Below are 13,672 nucleotides of genomic sequence, written 5' to 3' on the forward strand. Positions count from 1 at the left end.
GCTCCCGACCGGCCCGCGAGACCCCCCGCGCCCCGACCGCAGAAGGCCCGTACCCACCAGCGGGTACGGGCCTTCGAGACGTTGGAACCCGGTCGGACGCGGCCCTCAAGAGGTTCCCCGCCGCGCCCGACCGGGGGTCGGGAGGAGGGCCCGCGGACGGGCCTCGGGGTGCCGCCGGACGGCCCGGCCCACAGGCGGGCAGGGGTGGTCCGGCGGCCGGGGCGTCAGGCCTCCGGGAAGTGGCAGGCCGCCTGCCGGGTGCCCGGTCCGGCGATCCGCAGCAGCGGACGCTCCGTCCGGCAGAGCTCCTGGGCCTTCGGGCACCGCGGGTGGAAGCTGCACCCGGACGGCGGGTTGGCCGGGCTCGGCGGGTCGCCGAGCAGCACGATCCGCTCGCGCGCCCGCTCGGCGGCCGGGTCCGGCAGCGGCACCGCGGAGAGCAGCGCCCGGGTGTAGGGGTGCGCGGCGTTGCCGTAGACCTCCGCCTTGTCGCCGATCTCGACGATCCGGCCGAGGTACATCACGGCGACCCGGTCGCAGACCCGCTTGACCACCGAGAGGTCGTGCGCGATGAAGACGTACGCCAGGCCGAGCTCGTCCTGGAGCCGCTCCATCAGATTGACCACCTGGGCCTGGATGGAGACGTCCAGCGCGGAGACCGGCTCGTCGGCGATGACCAGCCGGGGCGAGGTGGCCAGCGAGCGGGCGATGCCGATCCGCTGGGCCTGGCCGCCGGAGAACTCGTGCGGGTAGCGGTCCAGGTGTTCGGGGATCAGCCCGACCAGCTCCATCAGCTCGGCGGCCCGCTTGCGCGCCCCGGCCGCGCCGGCGCCCTGGACCAGCAGCGGCTCGGAGATGATCCGGGCCACCGTCTGGCGGGGGTTGAGCGAGGAGTACGGGTCCTGGAACACCATCTGGAGGTGCCGCCGGTGCGGGCGCAGCGCGGCCTGCGACAGGCCGCCGATCTCGGTGCCGTCGAAGGTGACGGTGCCCGCGGTGGGGTCGAGCAGCCGGACGATCATCCGGCCGGTGGTCGACTTGCCGCAACCGGACTCCCCGACCAGGCCGAGCGTCTCGCCCTGGGCGACGTCGAAGCTCACGCCGTCGACGGCCCGGATCGGGGCGCCGGCCCGGCCGGTGCGGCTGCGCCGGCCGGGGAAGGTCTTCACCAGGTCCCGGACGGACAGCAGCGGCTCGGCGGAGCGCGGCCGGTCGGCCGTCAGCGGTCGGTCGTTCATGAGCGGGCTCCCAGCGGCACCAGCGGCAGGTGGCAGGCGGCCTGGTGGCCGGGGGCGAGCGGGCCGAACGCGGGGCGCTCGGCCAGGCAGCGGGCGTGCTCCTCGGCGGTGGCGGCGCTGGTGCGGGCGCAGCGCGGGGCGAAGGTGCAGCCGGGGGCGGGGGCGATCAGCGACGGCGGGCTGCCGGGGATGGCCCGCAGCGGGGCGTCGTCGGTGTCGTCGAGGCGGGGCAGCGAGTCGAGCAGCCCGCGGGTGTACGGGTGCGCGGGGGCGCCGAACAGCCGGTCGACCGGGGCCTGTTCGGCGGCCCGGCCGCCGTACATCACCAGCACCTCGTGGGCGACCCGGGCGACCACGCCGAGGTCGTGGGTGATCATGACGACGCCGAGGCCGCGGTCCTGTTGGATGCGGGCGATCAGGTCGAGGATCTGGGCCTGGACGGTGACGTCCAGGGCGGTGGTGGGCTCGTCGGCGATCAGCAGGTCGGGTTCGCAGGCGAGCGCCATGGCGATCATCACGCGCTGGCGCATGCCGCCGGAGAACTGGTGCGGGTACTCGTCGACCCGGCGGGCCGGCTCGGGGATGCCGACCTCGCCCAGCATCTCCACGGCCCGGGCGCGACCGGCCCTGCGGTCGGCTCTGAAGTGCACCCGGTAGTGCTCGGCGATCTGCTCGCCGACGGTGTAGAAGGGGTGCAGGCTGGACAGCGGGTCCTGGAAGATCATGGCGATCCGCCGCCCCCGGACGGTGCCCAGCTGCCGCTCCCCCAGGCCGTTCAGCTCCTGTCCGGCCAGCCGGATCGAGCCGGTGACGGCGGCGCCGCGGTGCAGGCCCATCACGGCCAGCGAGGTGACGGACTTGCCGCTGCCGGACTCCCCGACCAGGCCGAGGGTCTGCCCGGACGCGACGGTGAAGGAGATGCCGTCGACGGCCCGGACGGTGCCGCGCGGGGTGTCGAAGGAGACGGCGAGATCCTCGACCTCCAACAGTGCCATCAGTACCTCACTCTCGGGTCGACGTAGGCGTAGAGCAGGTCGACCAGCAGGTTCGCCGCGACGATGAAGAAGGCCGCGAGCAGGGTGACGCCGAGGATGACGGGCTGGTCGGAGCGGATCAGCCCGTCGTAGAAGAGCCGGCCGACCCCGGGCAGACCGAAGATCGACTCCGTGATGACGGCGCCCGCGAGCAGTCCGCCGAGGTCCATCCCGAAGATGGTGAGGATGGGCGTCATCCCGGAGCGCAGCCCGTGCTTGACCGTCACGGTGAACGCGGGCAGGCCCTTGGCGCGGGCGGTGCGGATGTACGGCTCGGCCATCGTCTCGATCATCGAGTTGCGGCTCTGCCGGGCGTACATGGCCGCGTAGAGCAGGGCCAGCGCGATCCAGGGGAGCAGCAGGTTGGAGGCCCAGCCGAACGGGTCCTCGGTGAGCGCGTGGTAGGACGGGTAGGGCAGCAGGCCGGCGGTCCGCACGACGCCCCAGATCAGCATGATCGAGGTGAAGTAGACCGGCAGCGAGGCGGTTCCGACCGACAGCACCATCAGGGTGCGGTCGGTGAGGCCGCCCTTGCGCAGGGCCGAGGTGATGCCGGCGCCGAGGCCGAGGACCAGCCAGAGCGCCGCCGCGCCGAAGGCGAGCGAGACGGAGACCGGCAGGCGGTCGGTGAGCAGGTCCCAGACCGGCAGCCCGTACTCGTAGGAGTAGCCCAGGCAGGGGAAGCCGCAGTGCACGGCGCTGGGGCCGCTGCCGTAGTCGCGGCCGGCGAAGATGCCGCCCAGGTAGCTGCCGAACTGGTCCCAGACCGGCGCGTCCAGGCCCATCGCCGCCTTGACGGCGGCGAGCCGCTCGGGGCTGCAGGTCTTGCCGCAGGCGGCCGCGGCCGGGTCGTTGGGCAGCAGGTAGAAGATGGTGAAGGTGATGGCGCAGATGGCGACCATGATGCCCGCGACGCCGATCAGCCGGCGGCCGAGGTAGATGATCACGACCGGCCTCCCCGGGGGTCGAGGATGTCGCGCAGCGCGTCACCGAGCAGGGTGAAGGCGAGCACCGCGATGAAGAGGAAGACCGTCGGGATGAGGAAGTAGGTCGGATCGGTCTCGTAGTGGAGGATGCTCTCGGCGATCATCTGGCCCCAGGACGCGGTGGGCGGCCGGACGCCGACGCCGAGGTAGCTGAGGGCGGCCTCGGTGGCGATCATGCCGGGGATCAGCAGCGTGGTGTAGGCGATGATCGGGCCGGAGACGTTGGGCAGGATCTCCCGGGTGAGGATGCGCCAGGAGCGCGCTCCGCCGACCTTGGCGGCCTCGACGTACTCGCGGTGCTTGAGCGAGAGGGTCTGGCCGCGGACCACCCGGGCGATGCCGGGCCAGCCGAACAGGCCGATCACCAGGGTCATCAGCAGGATCCGGTTGACGTCCTTGGCCACCGACATCATGGCGATCATGAAGATCAGCGAGGGGAAGGACATCGTGAGGTCCATCAGCCGGGAGAGCGCCGCGTCGACGCGGCCGCCGAAGTAGCCTGCCACGATCCCGGCCAGGGTGCCGGCGATCACGACCAGCGCCGTGGCGGTGAACGCGATCAGCAGGGAGACCTGCCCGCCGTGCAGCACGCGGGCGAACAGGTCGCGGCCCGAGCCGGGTTCGACGCCGAACCAGTGCCGGGTGCCGATCCCGCCGAAGGCGCCGATCGGCGTGCCGCCCATGTAGGGGTCGATGGCGCGCTTGTCGAACTCCTCGGGGGTCCAGCCGCCGAGCGAGCTCAACGGGCCGGCCAGGGCCGCCGCCAGGACCAGCACGGCGACGGTGATCAGGCCGAACCGGGCCGAGCCCTGGGCCCACAGCCGCTCCCCGACGAGCCGCCAGGGCCCGCGCCCGGCGGCCTTCGCGGGGCCCGCCGCCGTGTCCTCCACGGCGGCGGGGTCAGTGGTAGTACTCATCGCTGACGTTCCCTCAGTCCTGGCTCTTCGCGGGGTCCTTGAGGCCGACCACAGCCATGTCGATCATGCCGGCGTAGCCGGAGTTGCCGAACGCGCCGGCCACGTTGGTGCCGACCAGCAGCGGGCGGCGCTGCCACATCAGCGGCACGGCGGGGGCCTTCTTCACCAGGTCCTCGTCCAGTTGCTTCCAGGCGGCGTTGGCCTCGGCCAGGTCGGTCATGGCCGCGATCTGGTCCATCCGGTCCATCGTGGCCTGGTCCCGGAACTGGCTGTAGTTGCCCTGGTTGCCCTTCTCCTTGATGGTGCGGCCGTCGAAGAGGAAGGGCAGGAAGGTCGCGGCGGACGGGTAGTCCGGGCACCAGCCGTTGATGGTCAGCTCGGGGGCGTTCCTGGTGTCGCCGACGGTGTCGGAGAAGGCCGACGCGTCCACGGTGTTGACGGTGACCTGGACGCCGGCCTTGGCCAGCGACTGCTGGAGCGCCTCGCCGCGGCTCTTGTCACCGATGGACACGAGGAGCGAGACCTTGAGGTCGGTCTTGCCCGCCGCCTTGAGCAGGTCCTTGGCCTTCTCCGGGTCACCGGCGGCCGGGATCTTCAGCGGATCGGCCTTGGCCCCGGCGGTCAGCGAGGGCGGCAGGAAGGAGGTCGCGACGTCCGCCATCGCCGGGCCGCCGAAGGCGGTGACCTGGGCCTCGCGGTCGACGGCGTACATCATCGCCTCGCGCACCTTCGGGTCGTCGAAGGGCGCCTTGGCGGTGTTCAGGTACAGCATGTCGGTGCAGCCGGTCTGCTCGGCCACCATGCGGGCCTTGACGTCCGCCTTGGGCAGCACCTTCGAGACGGACTCGTGCTGCATCCACGGCATCTCGATGGTGGAGGCGTCGGCGCCGTCACTCGCGATGACCCGGTCGTCGGCCTGACCGCCCTTGAGGCCCTGGGTGACCACGATCTTGTCCGGGTACGCCTTGCGGACCGTGTCGGAGGCCTGGTCCCAGTTGGTGTTGCGGACCAGCACGAGCTGCTTTCCGCGGTCGTAGGAGGCGATCTTGTACGGGCCGGAGGAGAACGGCCGCGAGTCGTACTGGGTGCCCTTGTCCTGCGACTGCGGCACGGGCGAGAAGGTCGGCAGGGTGGCGGTGTACGAGAACTCGGCGACCGGGCGCTTCAGGTGGAAGACGATGGTCTTGTCGTCCGGCGTCTCGATGCTGGGCAGGTGCTCGCCGTTCAGCGGGCCCTTGTAGTTCTCGCCGCCGGCCAGGTACTGGATGGCGTAGTCGGGGCCACCGGTGAGGTCCGGGGCGAAGGACCGCTCGACGTTGTACTTGACGTCGGCGGACTTGATCGGGCTGCCGTCCTCGTACGTGAGGCCGTCGCGCAGGGTGAAGGTCCAGGTCTTGCCCCCGTCGGAGGACTTGCCGAGGTCGGTGGCGAGGTCCGGGACGATCTCGCTGCCGGCGCTGCCCGGCTCGGACTTGAAGGTGACCAGCGTGCGGTAGATCAGCCGGGTGCCGAAGTCCATGTGCGGCAGCACCCAGTTGCGGGCCGGGTCGAGGTGCGCGAAGTCCTGGTTGGTCAGCACGGTGAGCGTGCCGCCCTTGACCGGGGAGCCGCCGACGATGGAGCCGGCCGCCGCGCCCGGGCCCTTGGTTCCGGCGGCCGTGGTGTCACCGGCGGTGTCGCTCTTGTCGTTCTTGCAGGCCCCGAGGCCGAGGGTGAGTGTCGCCGCGAGGGCCGCCGCGAGGGCGGCGTGGGTGCGCCTGTTCATGTGCAACTCCGCAGTGGGGGGCCGCCGTTGATGGCCCGTCGTCCGACCCCGGAGGTGATCCGGGGATCGACCGGGAGGGCGCCTCGACAGGTCTGGCCGCTCCGCGGTGTGACCCGTAACATAGTAATGTGAAATTGCACTGCACAAGAGATGACGCGTCCCGTTATCGAGCTGTGTCCGTGCCACCCCGCCGCCCCGCATAGGAGTCCCCCCCGGTGACCTTCCGTCAGACCGGTCTCAACACCAGCAGCCACGACCTGCCGACCTCCCCCGCCCTGGAGGCCTACATGGCCACCGCCTGGGCCCCCACCCCGCTCACCGACGACCGGCGCGTCCCCGGGTACGCCGCCATGCCCGGCCGCCGCGACCGGCTCTCCGCCGCCTTCCCCGGCGAACGCCTGATCGTCCCGGCCGGCGAGCTCAAGGTGCGCAGCAACGACGACGACTACCGGTTCCGCCCGCACAGCGCCTACGCCTGGCTCACCGGCCTCACCGGCGAGGACCAGCCCGGCCACGTCCTCGTCCTGGAGCCCGCCGGCCCCGAGGGCCACGAGCCCGTCCTCTACCTGCGCCCCCGCTCACCGCGCGGCGGCGACTCCGCCCGCGGCGGCGAGTTCTACCGCGACCGCCGCTACGGCGAGTTCTGGGTCGGCCGCCGCCCCGACCTCGCCGAGGCCACCCGCCTCACCGGCCTGCGCACCGAGCACCTCGACGACCTCGACAAGCTGCTCACCGGACCGCAGCCCGCCACCCGCGTGCTGGCCGGCGTCGACACCGCCCTGGACGCCGCCACCGACCGGCCCGGCTCACCCGCCCGGCGCGCGGACGACGCCGCCCTCGCCTCGGTGCTGTCCGAGCTGCGCCTGGTCAAGGACGCCTGGGAGGTCGAACAGCTCCAGCTCTCCGTCAACCACACCGTGCTCGGCTTCCAGGACGTCGTCCGCGCCCTCCCCGCCGCCCTGCGCCACCCGCGCGGCGAGCGCTGGATCGAGGGGATCTTCAACCTGCGCGCCCGCGCCGAGGGCAACGGCACCGGCTACGACACCATCGCCGCCTCGGGCGCCCACGCCTGCGTCCTGCACTGGATCCGCAACGACGGCGCGCTCGACCCGAACGCCCTGCTGCTGCTCGACGCCGGCGTCGAGACCGACACCCTGTACACCGCCGACATCACCCGCACCCTTCCGCTGAGCGGCACCTTCAGCCCCGCCCAGCGCCAGGCCTACGACCTGGTGCTGGCCGCCCAGGACGCCGGCATCGCCGCGCTGCGCCCCGGCGCGCGGTTCCGCGACTTCCACCTCGCCGCGATGCGGGTCTTCGCCGAGGGCCTCGCCGACTGGGGCGTGCTGCGGATCCCCGCCGAGCAGGCCCTCGCCGAGGACAGCGGCCTCTACCGCCGCTACACCCTCTGCAGCAGCGGCCACATGCTCGGCCTGGACGTGCACGACTGCGCCAAGGCCCGCGCCGACACCTACCTCGACGGCGTCCTGGAGGAGGGCCACGTCCTCACCGTGGAGCCCGGCCTCTACCTCCAGCCCGACGACGAGACCCTCCCGCTGGAACTGCGCGGGCTCGGCATCCGCCTGGAGGACGACCTCGTGATCACCGCCGACGGCGCCCGGCTGATGTCCGACGCACTCCCCCGCACCGCCGCCGCCGTCGAAGCCTGGATGGCCGAACTGCTCGCCTGACCACCACCGCGCCACGGGCAGGGGGCCGGCTCAGGCCACCTTGATCGTCCGGTCCCCCTGCCGCACGGTGACCTCCACCTCGCCGCCGATCGCCGCCGCGTAGGCCCGCAGGTTGTCCAGGCTGTCCACCTGCCCGTGCTCGATCTGCGACACCCGCGCCTGGCTCACCCCGAGCAGCCCCGCCACCTCCTTCTGCGTCAGCCCCACCTTCCGCCGCAGCTCCGCCAGCTCGTGACCACGGATCCGCGCCAACGACTCCTGCCGCATCCGCGCCCGCTCCGCCTCCGCCTCCGGCGTCGCCAGCGCGGGATTGCGCCGCTGCGCCTCGGCCCACACCTCGGTCCAACGACGACCCTTCATGCGCGCGCTCCCTCACCGGCCCTTTCCCCCCACACCGGCCCGGCCGTAGCGCGGCTCCGCCGTCCCGCCACCCTCTCGGGGGACGACCCGGCCGATCCCTCGCGCCCCCGGTGTGCGCCCGGTGGGCGGGGTGGCCGTCCGCCTCAGCTCCGGGCCGCCCGCCACAGCTCGCCAACGATCTCCGCGGCCGGGCCGCCGCGGGCCGCGCGGTGGCCGGTGCCGGCCCACAGGTGCATCGCCGCGGTGTCCGCCCGGGCGGCCGCCGCCGCCCGCAGCGGCTGGGTGAGGTGGTGCACCTCCGGGTAGGCGGCCGGGACGTACGGCTCGTACCGGTCGATGAACGCGTTGCGCAGCCCGCGCGCCGGGCGGCCGGTGAACGCGCGCGTCACCACCGTCTCCGGGAGTTCGGTCAGCGCGGCCCGGTGCGCCGCGTTCGCCCCGGACTCGTCCGCGCGCAGCAGCGCCGTCCCCACCTGGACGGCCACCGCCCCGGCCCGCAGCGCGGCCGCGACCGCCGGCCCGTCGGCGAGCCCGCCCGCCGCGATCAGCGGCAGCGCCGTCACCGCGCCCACGGCGGGCAGCAGTCGGAGCAGCGGGACGTTCCCCGGCCGGTCCGCCACGCCGTGCGTGGCCCGGTGGCCGCCCGCCTCCGGGCCCTGCACGCAGAGGGCGTCCACCCCGACCGCCTCGGCGCGGCGCGCCTCCTGCGGCGTGGTCACGGTGGCGATCTGCTGGATCCCGGCCGCCCGCAGCGCCCCCGCCTCCTCGGGCGAGGGCAGCCCGAAGGTGTACGACACCACGGGGACGGCCGGCGCCCCGGCCAGCAGTGCGGCGATCTTGGCGTCCCAGTCGTCGCGGTCCGGCGCGATCTCCTCCGGCAGGCGGACATCCAGGCGCCGCGCCTCCGGCAGCAGCCGCGCGCGGTAGGCGGCGACGGCCCGCGGATCGCCGGGCGCGGCGGGCACGAAGAGGTTCACGCCGAACGGCCGGTCGGTCAACTCGCGGACCCGGTCGATCTGTTCGACCATCGCGGTGGCGCTCCGGTACCCGGCGGCGAGGAACCCCAGGCCCCCGGCCGCGTTCACCGCGGCGACCAGCTCCGGGGTGGTCGCCCCGCCCGCCATGGGCGCGGCGATGACGGGCACGGCGAGTTCGTCGAGGCGGACGGCCATTCCGGGTTCCTCCACTGCGCGTGACGGCTTCGGGCTCCGCCCAACCCTACGCCCGCGGCCCTCAGGCCCCCCGGCGGATCAGCCCCCGCGCCCGTGCCTCGCGGACCGCCGCCGTCCGCGAGTCCACCCCCAACTTGGCGTAGACGTGCACCAGGTGGGACTTCACCGTGGCCTGGCTCAGATGCAGCCGCTGGCTGATCCCCTGGTTGGTCAGCCCGTCCGCGACCAGTCCCAGCACCTCCGTCTCCCGCGCGCTCAGCGCCGCCGACGGCGTCCGCATCCGCTCCAGGAGCCGGTCCGCCACCGCCGCCGCCAGCGCCGTCCGCCCCTGCGCGGCCGAGCGGACGGCCCGGGCCAGCTCCTCCGGCGGCGCGTCCTTCAGCAGGTACCCGGTGGCCCCGGCCTCCAGCGCGGGCAGGGTGTCCGCGTCGCTGTCGTAGGTCGTGACGATCAGCACCCGGGGCGCCACCGCCCGGGCCGTGATCGCGGCGGTGGCCTGGGCGCCGTTCATCGCCGAGCCCGGCCCGAACTGCAGGTCCATCAGCACGACGTCCACCTCGACCTCCGCCGCCAGCTGCACGGCCCGTTCGGCGGTGGCGGCCTCGGCGACGACGACGAAGTCCCGCTCGCTCTCCAGGACGGCCCGCAGCCCGGCCCGGACCACCGGGTGGTCGTCGGCGAGCAGCAGGCGGATCACGGCGTCGGTCACGGGGATTCCTCGGTGGTGGGGGCGACGGGCAGCAGTACGGCGAGCGCCGTCCCCTCTCCCGGGGCGGACTCCACGGCGAACGTACCGCCCAGCGCCCGCGCCCTGGCCCGCATGGACGGCAGGCCGAAGCCGCCGTCCCCGCCGGCGTCGGCGGCCGCCCGCGCCGGGTCGAAGCCCGCTCCGTCGTCGAACACGTCCAGCGCGACCTCGCCCTCCATGTAGCTGAGTGTCACCTCGGCGTGCGAGGCCTTCGCGTGCCGCACCGTGTTGCCCAGGGCGGACTGCGCGATCCGCAGCAGCGCGACCTCGTGCGGCACCGGCAGCCGCACCGGGTCGCCCGAGACGTGCAGCCGGACGGGCAGGCCGGCGTGCGCGGTCGTGGTGGCGCAGAGCCGTTCGAGGGCGCCGGCCAGCGAGCCGCTCTCCAGATCGGGCGGGGTCAGCGCGCGGACGAAGCGGCGGGCCTCGGCGAGGTTGTCCTGGGCGGCCCGACGGGCCTGTTCGACGTAGTCGGCGGCGGCCTCGGTCCGGTCGGGCAGGGCCCGCTGGGCGGCCCGCAGCAGCAGCTGGATGCTGGACAGGCTCTGGGCGAGGGTGTCGTGGATCTCCCGGGCGAGCCGTTCGCGCTCGGCCAGCACACCGGCGGTGTGGTGGGCGGCGTCGAGGCCGGCCCGGGCGGCGGTGAGCTCGTCGATCAGCCGGCGGCGCTCCTCGCTCTCCCGGTAGAGCGCCTGGTAGCCGAAGACGGTGACGACGGCGACGGCCGCACCGAGGGTGGGCCCGATCGCCGCGGCGAAGCCGACGGTGTGCTGGTGCCAGGACCACGCGACCACCGCGGTGACGGCGGTGACGGCGACGGCCACCAGCCCGCCCCGGCGGCCGAGCAGGTGCAGCTCCAGGAAGTACAGCGGGAAGGCGAGCCAGACGCCGTCCTGGGTGGTGGTCAGCACTCCCACCCAGGACACACCGAGCACGGCCAGCCAGAGGACGGTGGACCACCGCGACCGCCGAACGGCCCCGACCAGCGGCCCGGCCGCGTACACCGCGGCCATCGCGGTACCGGCGGCGACGACGGCCGCCGCCTCGGCGCCGCGGCCGACCACGGCACGGGCCACGGCGAGTGCGAGCAGGCCCGCCACCAGCAGGTGCAGGCAGACCTGGAGCACGCGGGCGACGGGGGTGGTTCGAGGTCGTTCGGTCGCCATCCGTCCAGCCTAGGGTCCGTACCGCCCGGACGGATCAATCGAAAGGTTGAACTCCGCCTCTCCCCTTCGATGCCGAGGTTCCAATCCCGCGCGCGATGCCCGACGGCCCCCTTCCGCGGGACGGTGGTGAGCGTCGCCGCCGCTGCGCGAGCCGCGGCGGGACCCGAGGAAGAGGAGAGCCCGGACGTGTTCGTCGCCTGGAGGGACCTGCGGTTCGCGAAGGGGCGGTTCGCCCTGATGGGAACCGTCGTCGTGCTGATCACCGTACTGGTCGGCCTGTTGTCCGGCCTCACGGCCGGGCTCGGCCGGCAGAACGTCTCGGCGATCACCGGCCTGCCCGCCGACCACCTCGCCTTCGCCGTCCCCGCCGACGGGCAGCGGCTCTCCTTCACCGACTCCCAGGTCACCCCCGAGCAGTGGCAGGGCTGGGCGCGGGCCCCCGGGGTCACGGCCGCGCAGCCACTCGGGATCACCACCACCAAGGCCGCCGCCGGGCAGCGCACCACCGCGCTCTCCGCCTTCGGCGTGCCGGACGGCTCGCCGCTGGCCCCGCGGGGCGAGGCGGTCGGCCCCGGCCGGGCCGTGCTGTCGCAGGCCGCCGCCGAGGAGCTCGGCGGGCTGCGTCCTGGCGCGGCCTTCACCCTGGCCGGCCGCCCGCTCCAGGTCGCGGCGGTGGCCGGCGACGCCTCCTTCAGCCACACCCCGGTCGTCTGGACCAGCCTCACCGACTGGCAGGCGGTCGCCCCGGGCGGCGCCGGGCACGCCACGGTGATCGCCCTGACCACGGCCCCCGGCGCGGACCTCGGCACGGCGGACACCCGGTACGGCACCGAGACCCGGAGCCGGGCGGACGCACTCGCCGCGATCGGCTCCTACACCTCGGAGAACGGCTCGCTGCAACTGATGCGCGGCTTCCTGTTCGCCATCTCGGCGCTGGTGATCGGCGCCTTCTTCACCGTCTGGACGATCCAGCGCAGCGGCGACGTCGCGGTGCTGAAGGCACTCGGCGCCTCCACCCGCTACCTGCTCACGGACGCGCTCGGCCAGGCGGTCCTGCTGCTGGTGCTGGGCACGGCCGCCGGCACCGCGATCGCGGTCGGCGCCGGCACCCTGCTCGGCTCGGCGGTGCCGTTCGTCCTGGACGCCCCGACCGTCCTCGTCCCGGCCGTCGTGATGATCGCGCTCGGCGCGGTCGGCGCGGCCCTGTCCATCCGCCGGATCACCTCCGTCGACCCGCTGACCGCCCTGGGGAGTGCCCGATGAGCCTGCACCTCGACCGCGTGACCCTCACCTACCCGGACGGCGAGGGCCGGCTGACCGCGCTGGACGACGTCTCGCTGACCGTGCCGAAGGGCTCGATCACCGCGGTGGTCGGCCCGTCCGGCTCCGGCAAGTCCAGCCTGCTGGCGGTCGCCGCCACCCTGACCGCCCCGGACACCGGCCGGGTGGTGGTGGACGGCGTCGAGACCACCGGACTGCACCGCGCCGAGCTGACGGCGCTGCGTCGCGGCCGGATCGGCATCGTCTTCCAGCAGGCCAACCTGCTGCCCTCGCTCACCGCCGCCGAACAGCTCCAGGTGATGGCCCACCTCGACGGCCGCTCCCCGCGCAGCGCCCTCCCCCGCGCGCTGGAGCTCCTGGCCGCCGTCGGACTGCGCGACCAGGCGGCGCGCCGGCCGCACCAGCTCTCCGGCGGTCAGCGCCAGCGCGTCAACATCGCCCGCGCCCTGATGAACGACCCGACGGTGCTGCTGATCGACGAGCCCACCAGCGCGCTGGACCACGAGCGCGGCGCCGCCGTGATCGACCTGATCACCGAACTCACCCACCGCCGCGCCACCGCCACCGTGCTGGTCACCCACGACCGGGCCCACCTCACGGCCGTCGACCGCGTCGCCGAGGTCCACGACGGCCGGCTCACGGCGCCGGCGGCGGTGTGAGCCGCTTCTTCGTGGTGAGGACGTCGTCCACCGAGAGCGTCACCGAGGCCCCGATCGACTCCGGCAACGTGAACGACTGCCCGGGGTGGTGGACGGCGTCCACGCGGTACTCGCCGTCCGACGGCTCGGTCAGCACCCTCACCCGCTGATCGGTCCGGTCCACGATGACGTAGACCGGCAGCCCGGCGGAGGCGTAGGCGGCGGGCTTCTTCGTCAGGTCGTCGCCGAGGTTCGAGGAAGTGACCTCCAGCACGAGGCGGAAGGCCGCGGGGTCGTAGCAGTTGAACCCGACCAGTCGGTCGTCGCTGTCCGCGTCGAGGACCGCCAGGTCGGGTACGGCGAAACCCGACGGCTCGTCCGGCAGCCGGACGGCGACGCCCTGGAAGACCTCCGCCTCCCCGTCGTCCAGCCCGGCCGCGACGAGCCTACGCATGAGCCTGGTCAGCGATCGCCCGTGCTGCAGGTCCGACGGCGGCGTCACGGTGATCCCGCTCCCGATGATCTCGATCCGGTAGCCGGCGAGCCGGGCCGAGATCAGCTCGGCGGGTTCGAGCAGCATCAGCTGCTCACCGGGCTCTTCCACTGCAGCGGACATGGAGGTCCTCCCGACTGCCGATGTCGAGAGCATCATCGTAGAGCGCCTGCCCCGCCCGCC

The 13,672-nt window shown here is 73.9% G+C and carries 13 protein-coding genes; 3 read left to right on the forward strand and 10 right to left on the reverse strand.

Going from position 1 to position 13,672, the window contains the following annotated elements:
• Positions 1-224 precede the first annotated feature (224 nt).
• From ACFWA9_RS15320 to ACFWA9_RS15340, 5 genes are read right to left on the reverse strand one after another with little or no spacing between them, the layout of a single operon-like run.
• On the reverse strand, positions 225-1,238 hold the full coding sequence (locus tag ACFWA9_RS15320; protein WP_329486897.1) for an oligopeptide/dipeptide ABC transporter ATP-binding protein: 1,014 nt from the start codon (positions 1,236-1,238) through the stop codon (positions 225-227).
• Positions 1,235-2,233, reverse strand: a complete 999-nt coding sequence (locus ACFWA9_RS15325) for an ABC transporter ATP-binding protein (RefSeq protein ID WP_329486899.1) — start codon at positions 2,231-2,233, stop codon at positions 1,235-1,237. The genes ACFWA9_RS15320 and ACFWA9_RS15325 overlap by 4 nt, the downstream gene beginning before the upstream one ends.
• Positions 2,233-3,219, reverse strand: coding sequence for an ABC transporter permease (locus ACFWA9_RS15330; RefSeq protein WP_380387342.1), 987 nt, complete (start codon positions 3,217-3,219; stop codon positions 2,233-2,235). Before ACFWA9_RS15330 ends, ACFWA9_RS15325 begins: the two co-directional genes overlap by 1 nt.
• Complete coding sequence (locus ACFWA9_RS15335) at positions 3,216-4,175, reverse strand: ABC transporter permease (RefSeq protein WP_380387345.1); 960 nt, start codon at positions 4,173-4,175, stop codon at positions 3,216-3,218. Before ACFWA9_RS15335 ends, ACFWA9_RS15330 begins: the two co-directional genes overlap by 4 nt.
• Positions 4,176-4,188: 13 nt before the next feature.
• The gene (locus ACFWA9_RS15340) at positions 4,189-5,940 is read right to left on the reverse strand and encodes an ABC transporter substrate-binding protein (RefSeq protein ID WP_380387348.1); all 1,752 of its coding nucleotides are present in this window, start codon (positions 5,938-5,940) and stop codon (positions 4,189-4,191) included.
• Positions 5,941-6,155: 215 nt separating this feature from the next.
• On the opposite strand from ACFWA9_RS15340, the gene ACFWA9_RS15345 reads away from it, so the two are divergent.
• Positions 6,156-7,631: an aminopeptidase P family protein gene (locus ACFWA9_RS15345; protein ID WP_380387351.1), complete on the forward strand. Its 1,476-nt coding sequence runs from the start codon at positions 6,156-6,158 to the stop codon at positions 7,629-7,631.
• 30 nt (positions 7,632-7,661) lie between these two features.
• Here ACFWA9_RS15345 and ACFWA9_RS15350 read toward each other — a convergent pair whose 3' ends face one another.
• The 4 genes from ACFWA9_RS15350 to ACFWA9_RS15365 form a co-directional block, all read right to left on the reverse strand.
• Complete coding sequence (locus ACFWA9_RS15350; RefSeq protein ID WP_380387354.1) at positions 7,662-7,991, reverse strand: helix-turn-helix domain-containing protein; 330 nt, start codon at positions 7,989-7,991, stop codon at positions 7,662-7,664.
• A 143-nt stretch (positions 7,992-8,134) separates the two neighbouring features.
• Positions 8,135-9,163, reverse strand: coding sequence for a nitronate monooxygenase (locus ACFWA9_RS15355; protein WP_380387357.1), 1,029 nt, complete (start codon positions 9,161-9,163; stop codon positions 8,135-8,137).
• A gap of 61 nt (positions 9,164-9,224) precedes the next feature.
• Entirely contained in the window at positions 9,225-9,872 is a 648-nt protein-coding gene (locus ACFWA9_RS15360; RefSeq protein ID WP_380387360.1) for a response regulator, read from the reverse strand.
• Positions 9,869-11,077 carry a sensor histidine kinase gene (locus ACFWA9_RS15365; protein WP_352290964.1) on the reverse strand — a complete coding sequence of 403 codons (1,209 nt, stop codon included), beginning with the start codon at positions 11,075-11,077 and terminating at the stop codon, positions 9,869-9,871. Before ACFWA9_RS15365 ends, ACFWA9_RS15360 begins: the two co-directional genes overlap by 4 nt.
• A gap of 186 nt (positions 11,078-11,263) precedes the next feature.
• Here ACFWA9_RS15365 and ACFWA9_RS15370 point away from each other — a divergent pair, with 186 nt between their 5' ends.
• Positions 11,264-12,340, forward strand: a complete 1,077-nt coding sequence (locus ACFWA9_RS15370) for an ABC transporter permease (RefSeq protein WP_380387363.1) — start codon at positions 11,264-11,266, stop codon at positions 12,338-12,340.
• Positions 12,337-13,017 carry an ABC transporter ATP-binding protein gene (locus tag ACFWA9_RS15375; RefSeq protein ID WP_380387366.1) on the forward strand — a complete coding sequence of 227 codons (681 nt, stop codon included), beginning with the start codon at positions 12,337-12,339 and terminating at the stop codon, positions 13,015-13,017. Before ACFWA9_RS15370 ends, ACFWA9_RS15375 begins: the two co-directional genes overlap by 4 nt.
• On the opposite strand, the gene ACFWA9_RS15380 is transcribed toward ACFWA9_RS15375, so the two are convergent.
• Positions 12,995-13,612, reverse strand: a complete 618-nt coding sequence (locus ACFWA9_RS15380) for a Uma2 family endonuclease (RefSeq protein ID WP_380387369.1) — start codon at positions 13,610-13,612, stop codon at positions 12,995-12,997. The two genes, ACFWA9_RS15375 and ACFWA9_RS15380, sit on opposite strands and share 23 nt — an antisense overlap.
• Positions 13,613-13,672 lie beyond the last annotated feature (60 nt).

It is taken from the genome of Kitasatospora sp. NPDC059973 (genome assembly GCF_042737525.1).
Lineage (GTDB): Bacteria > Actinomycetota > Actinomycetes > Streptomycetales > Streptomycetaceae > Kitasatospora.

Coding starts and splice junctions, on each gene's coding strand:
- ACFWA9_RS15340 (WP_380387348.1), bottom strand. CDS start 5,940: ATGAACAGGCGCACCCACGCCGCCCTCGCGGCGGCCCTCGCGGCGACA.
- ACFWA9_RS15380 (WP_380387369.1), bottom strand. CDS start 13,612: ATGTCCGCTGCAGTGGAAGAGCCCGGTGAGCAGCTGATGCTGCTCGAA.
- ACFWA9_RS15365 (WP_352290964.1), bottom strand. CDS start 11,077: ATGGCGACCGAACGACCTCGAACCACCCCCGTCGCCCGCGTGCTCCAG.
- ACFWA9_RS15320 (WP_329486897.1), bottom strand. CDS start 1,238: ATGAACGACCGACCGCTGACGGCCGACCGGCCGCGCTCCGCCGAGCCG.
- ACFWA9_RS15325 (WP_329486899.1), bottom strand. CDS start 2,233: ATGGCACTGTTGGAGGTCGAGGATCTCGCCGTCTCCTTCGACACCCCG.
- ACFWA9_RS15350 (WP_380387354.1), bottom strand. CDS start 7,991: ATGAAGGGTCGTCGTTGGACCGAGGTGTGGGCCGAGGCGCAGCGGCGC.
- ACFWA9_RS15355 (WP_380387357.1), bottom strand. CDS start 9,163: ATGGCCGTCCGCCTCGACGAACTCGCCGTGCCCGTCATCGCCGCGCCC.
- ACFWA9_RS15375 (WP_380387366.1), top strand. CDS start 12,337: ATGAGCCTGCACCTCGACCGCGTGACCCTCACCTACCCGGACGGCGAG.
- ACFWA9_RS15335 (WP_380387345.1), bottom strand. CDS start 4,175: ATGAGTACTACCACTGACCCCGCCGCCGTGGAGGACACGGCGGCGGGC.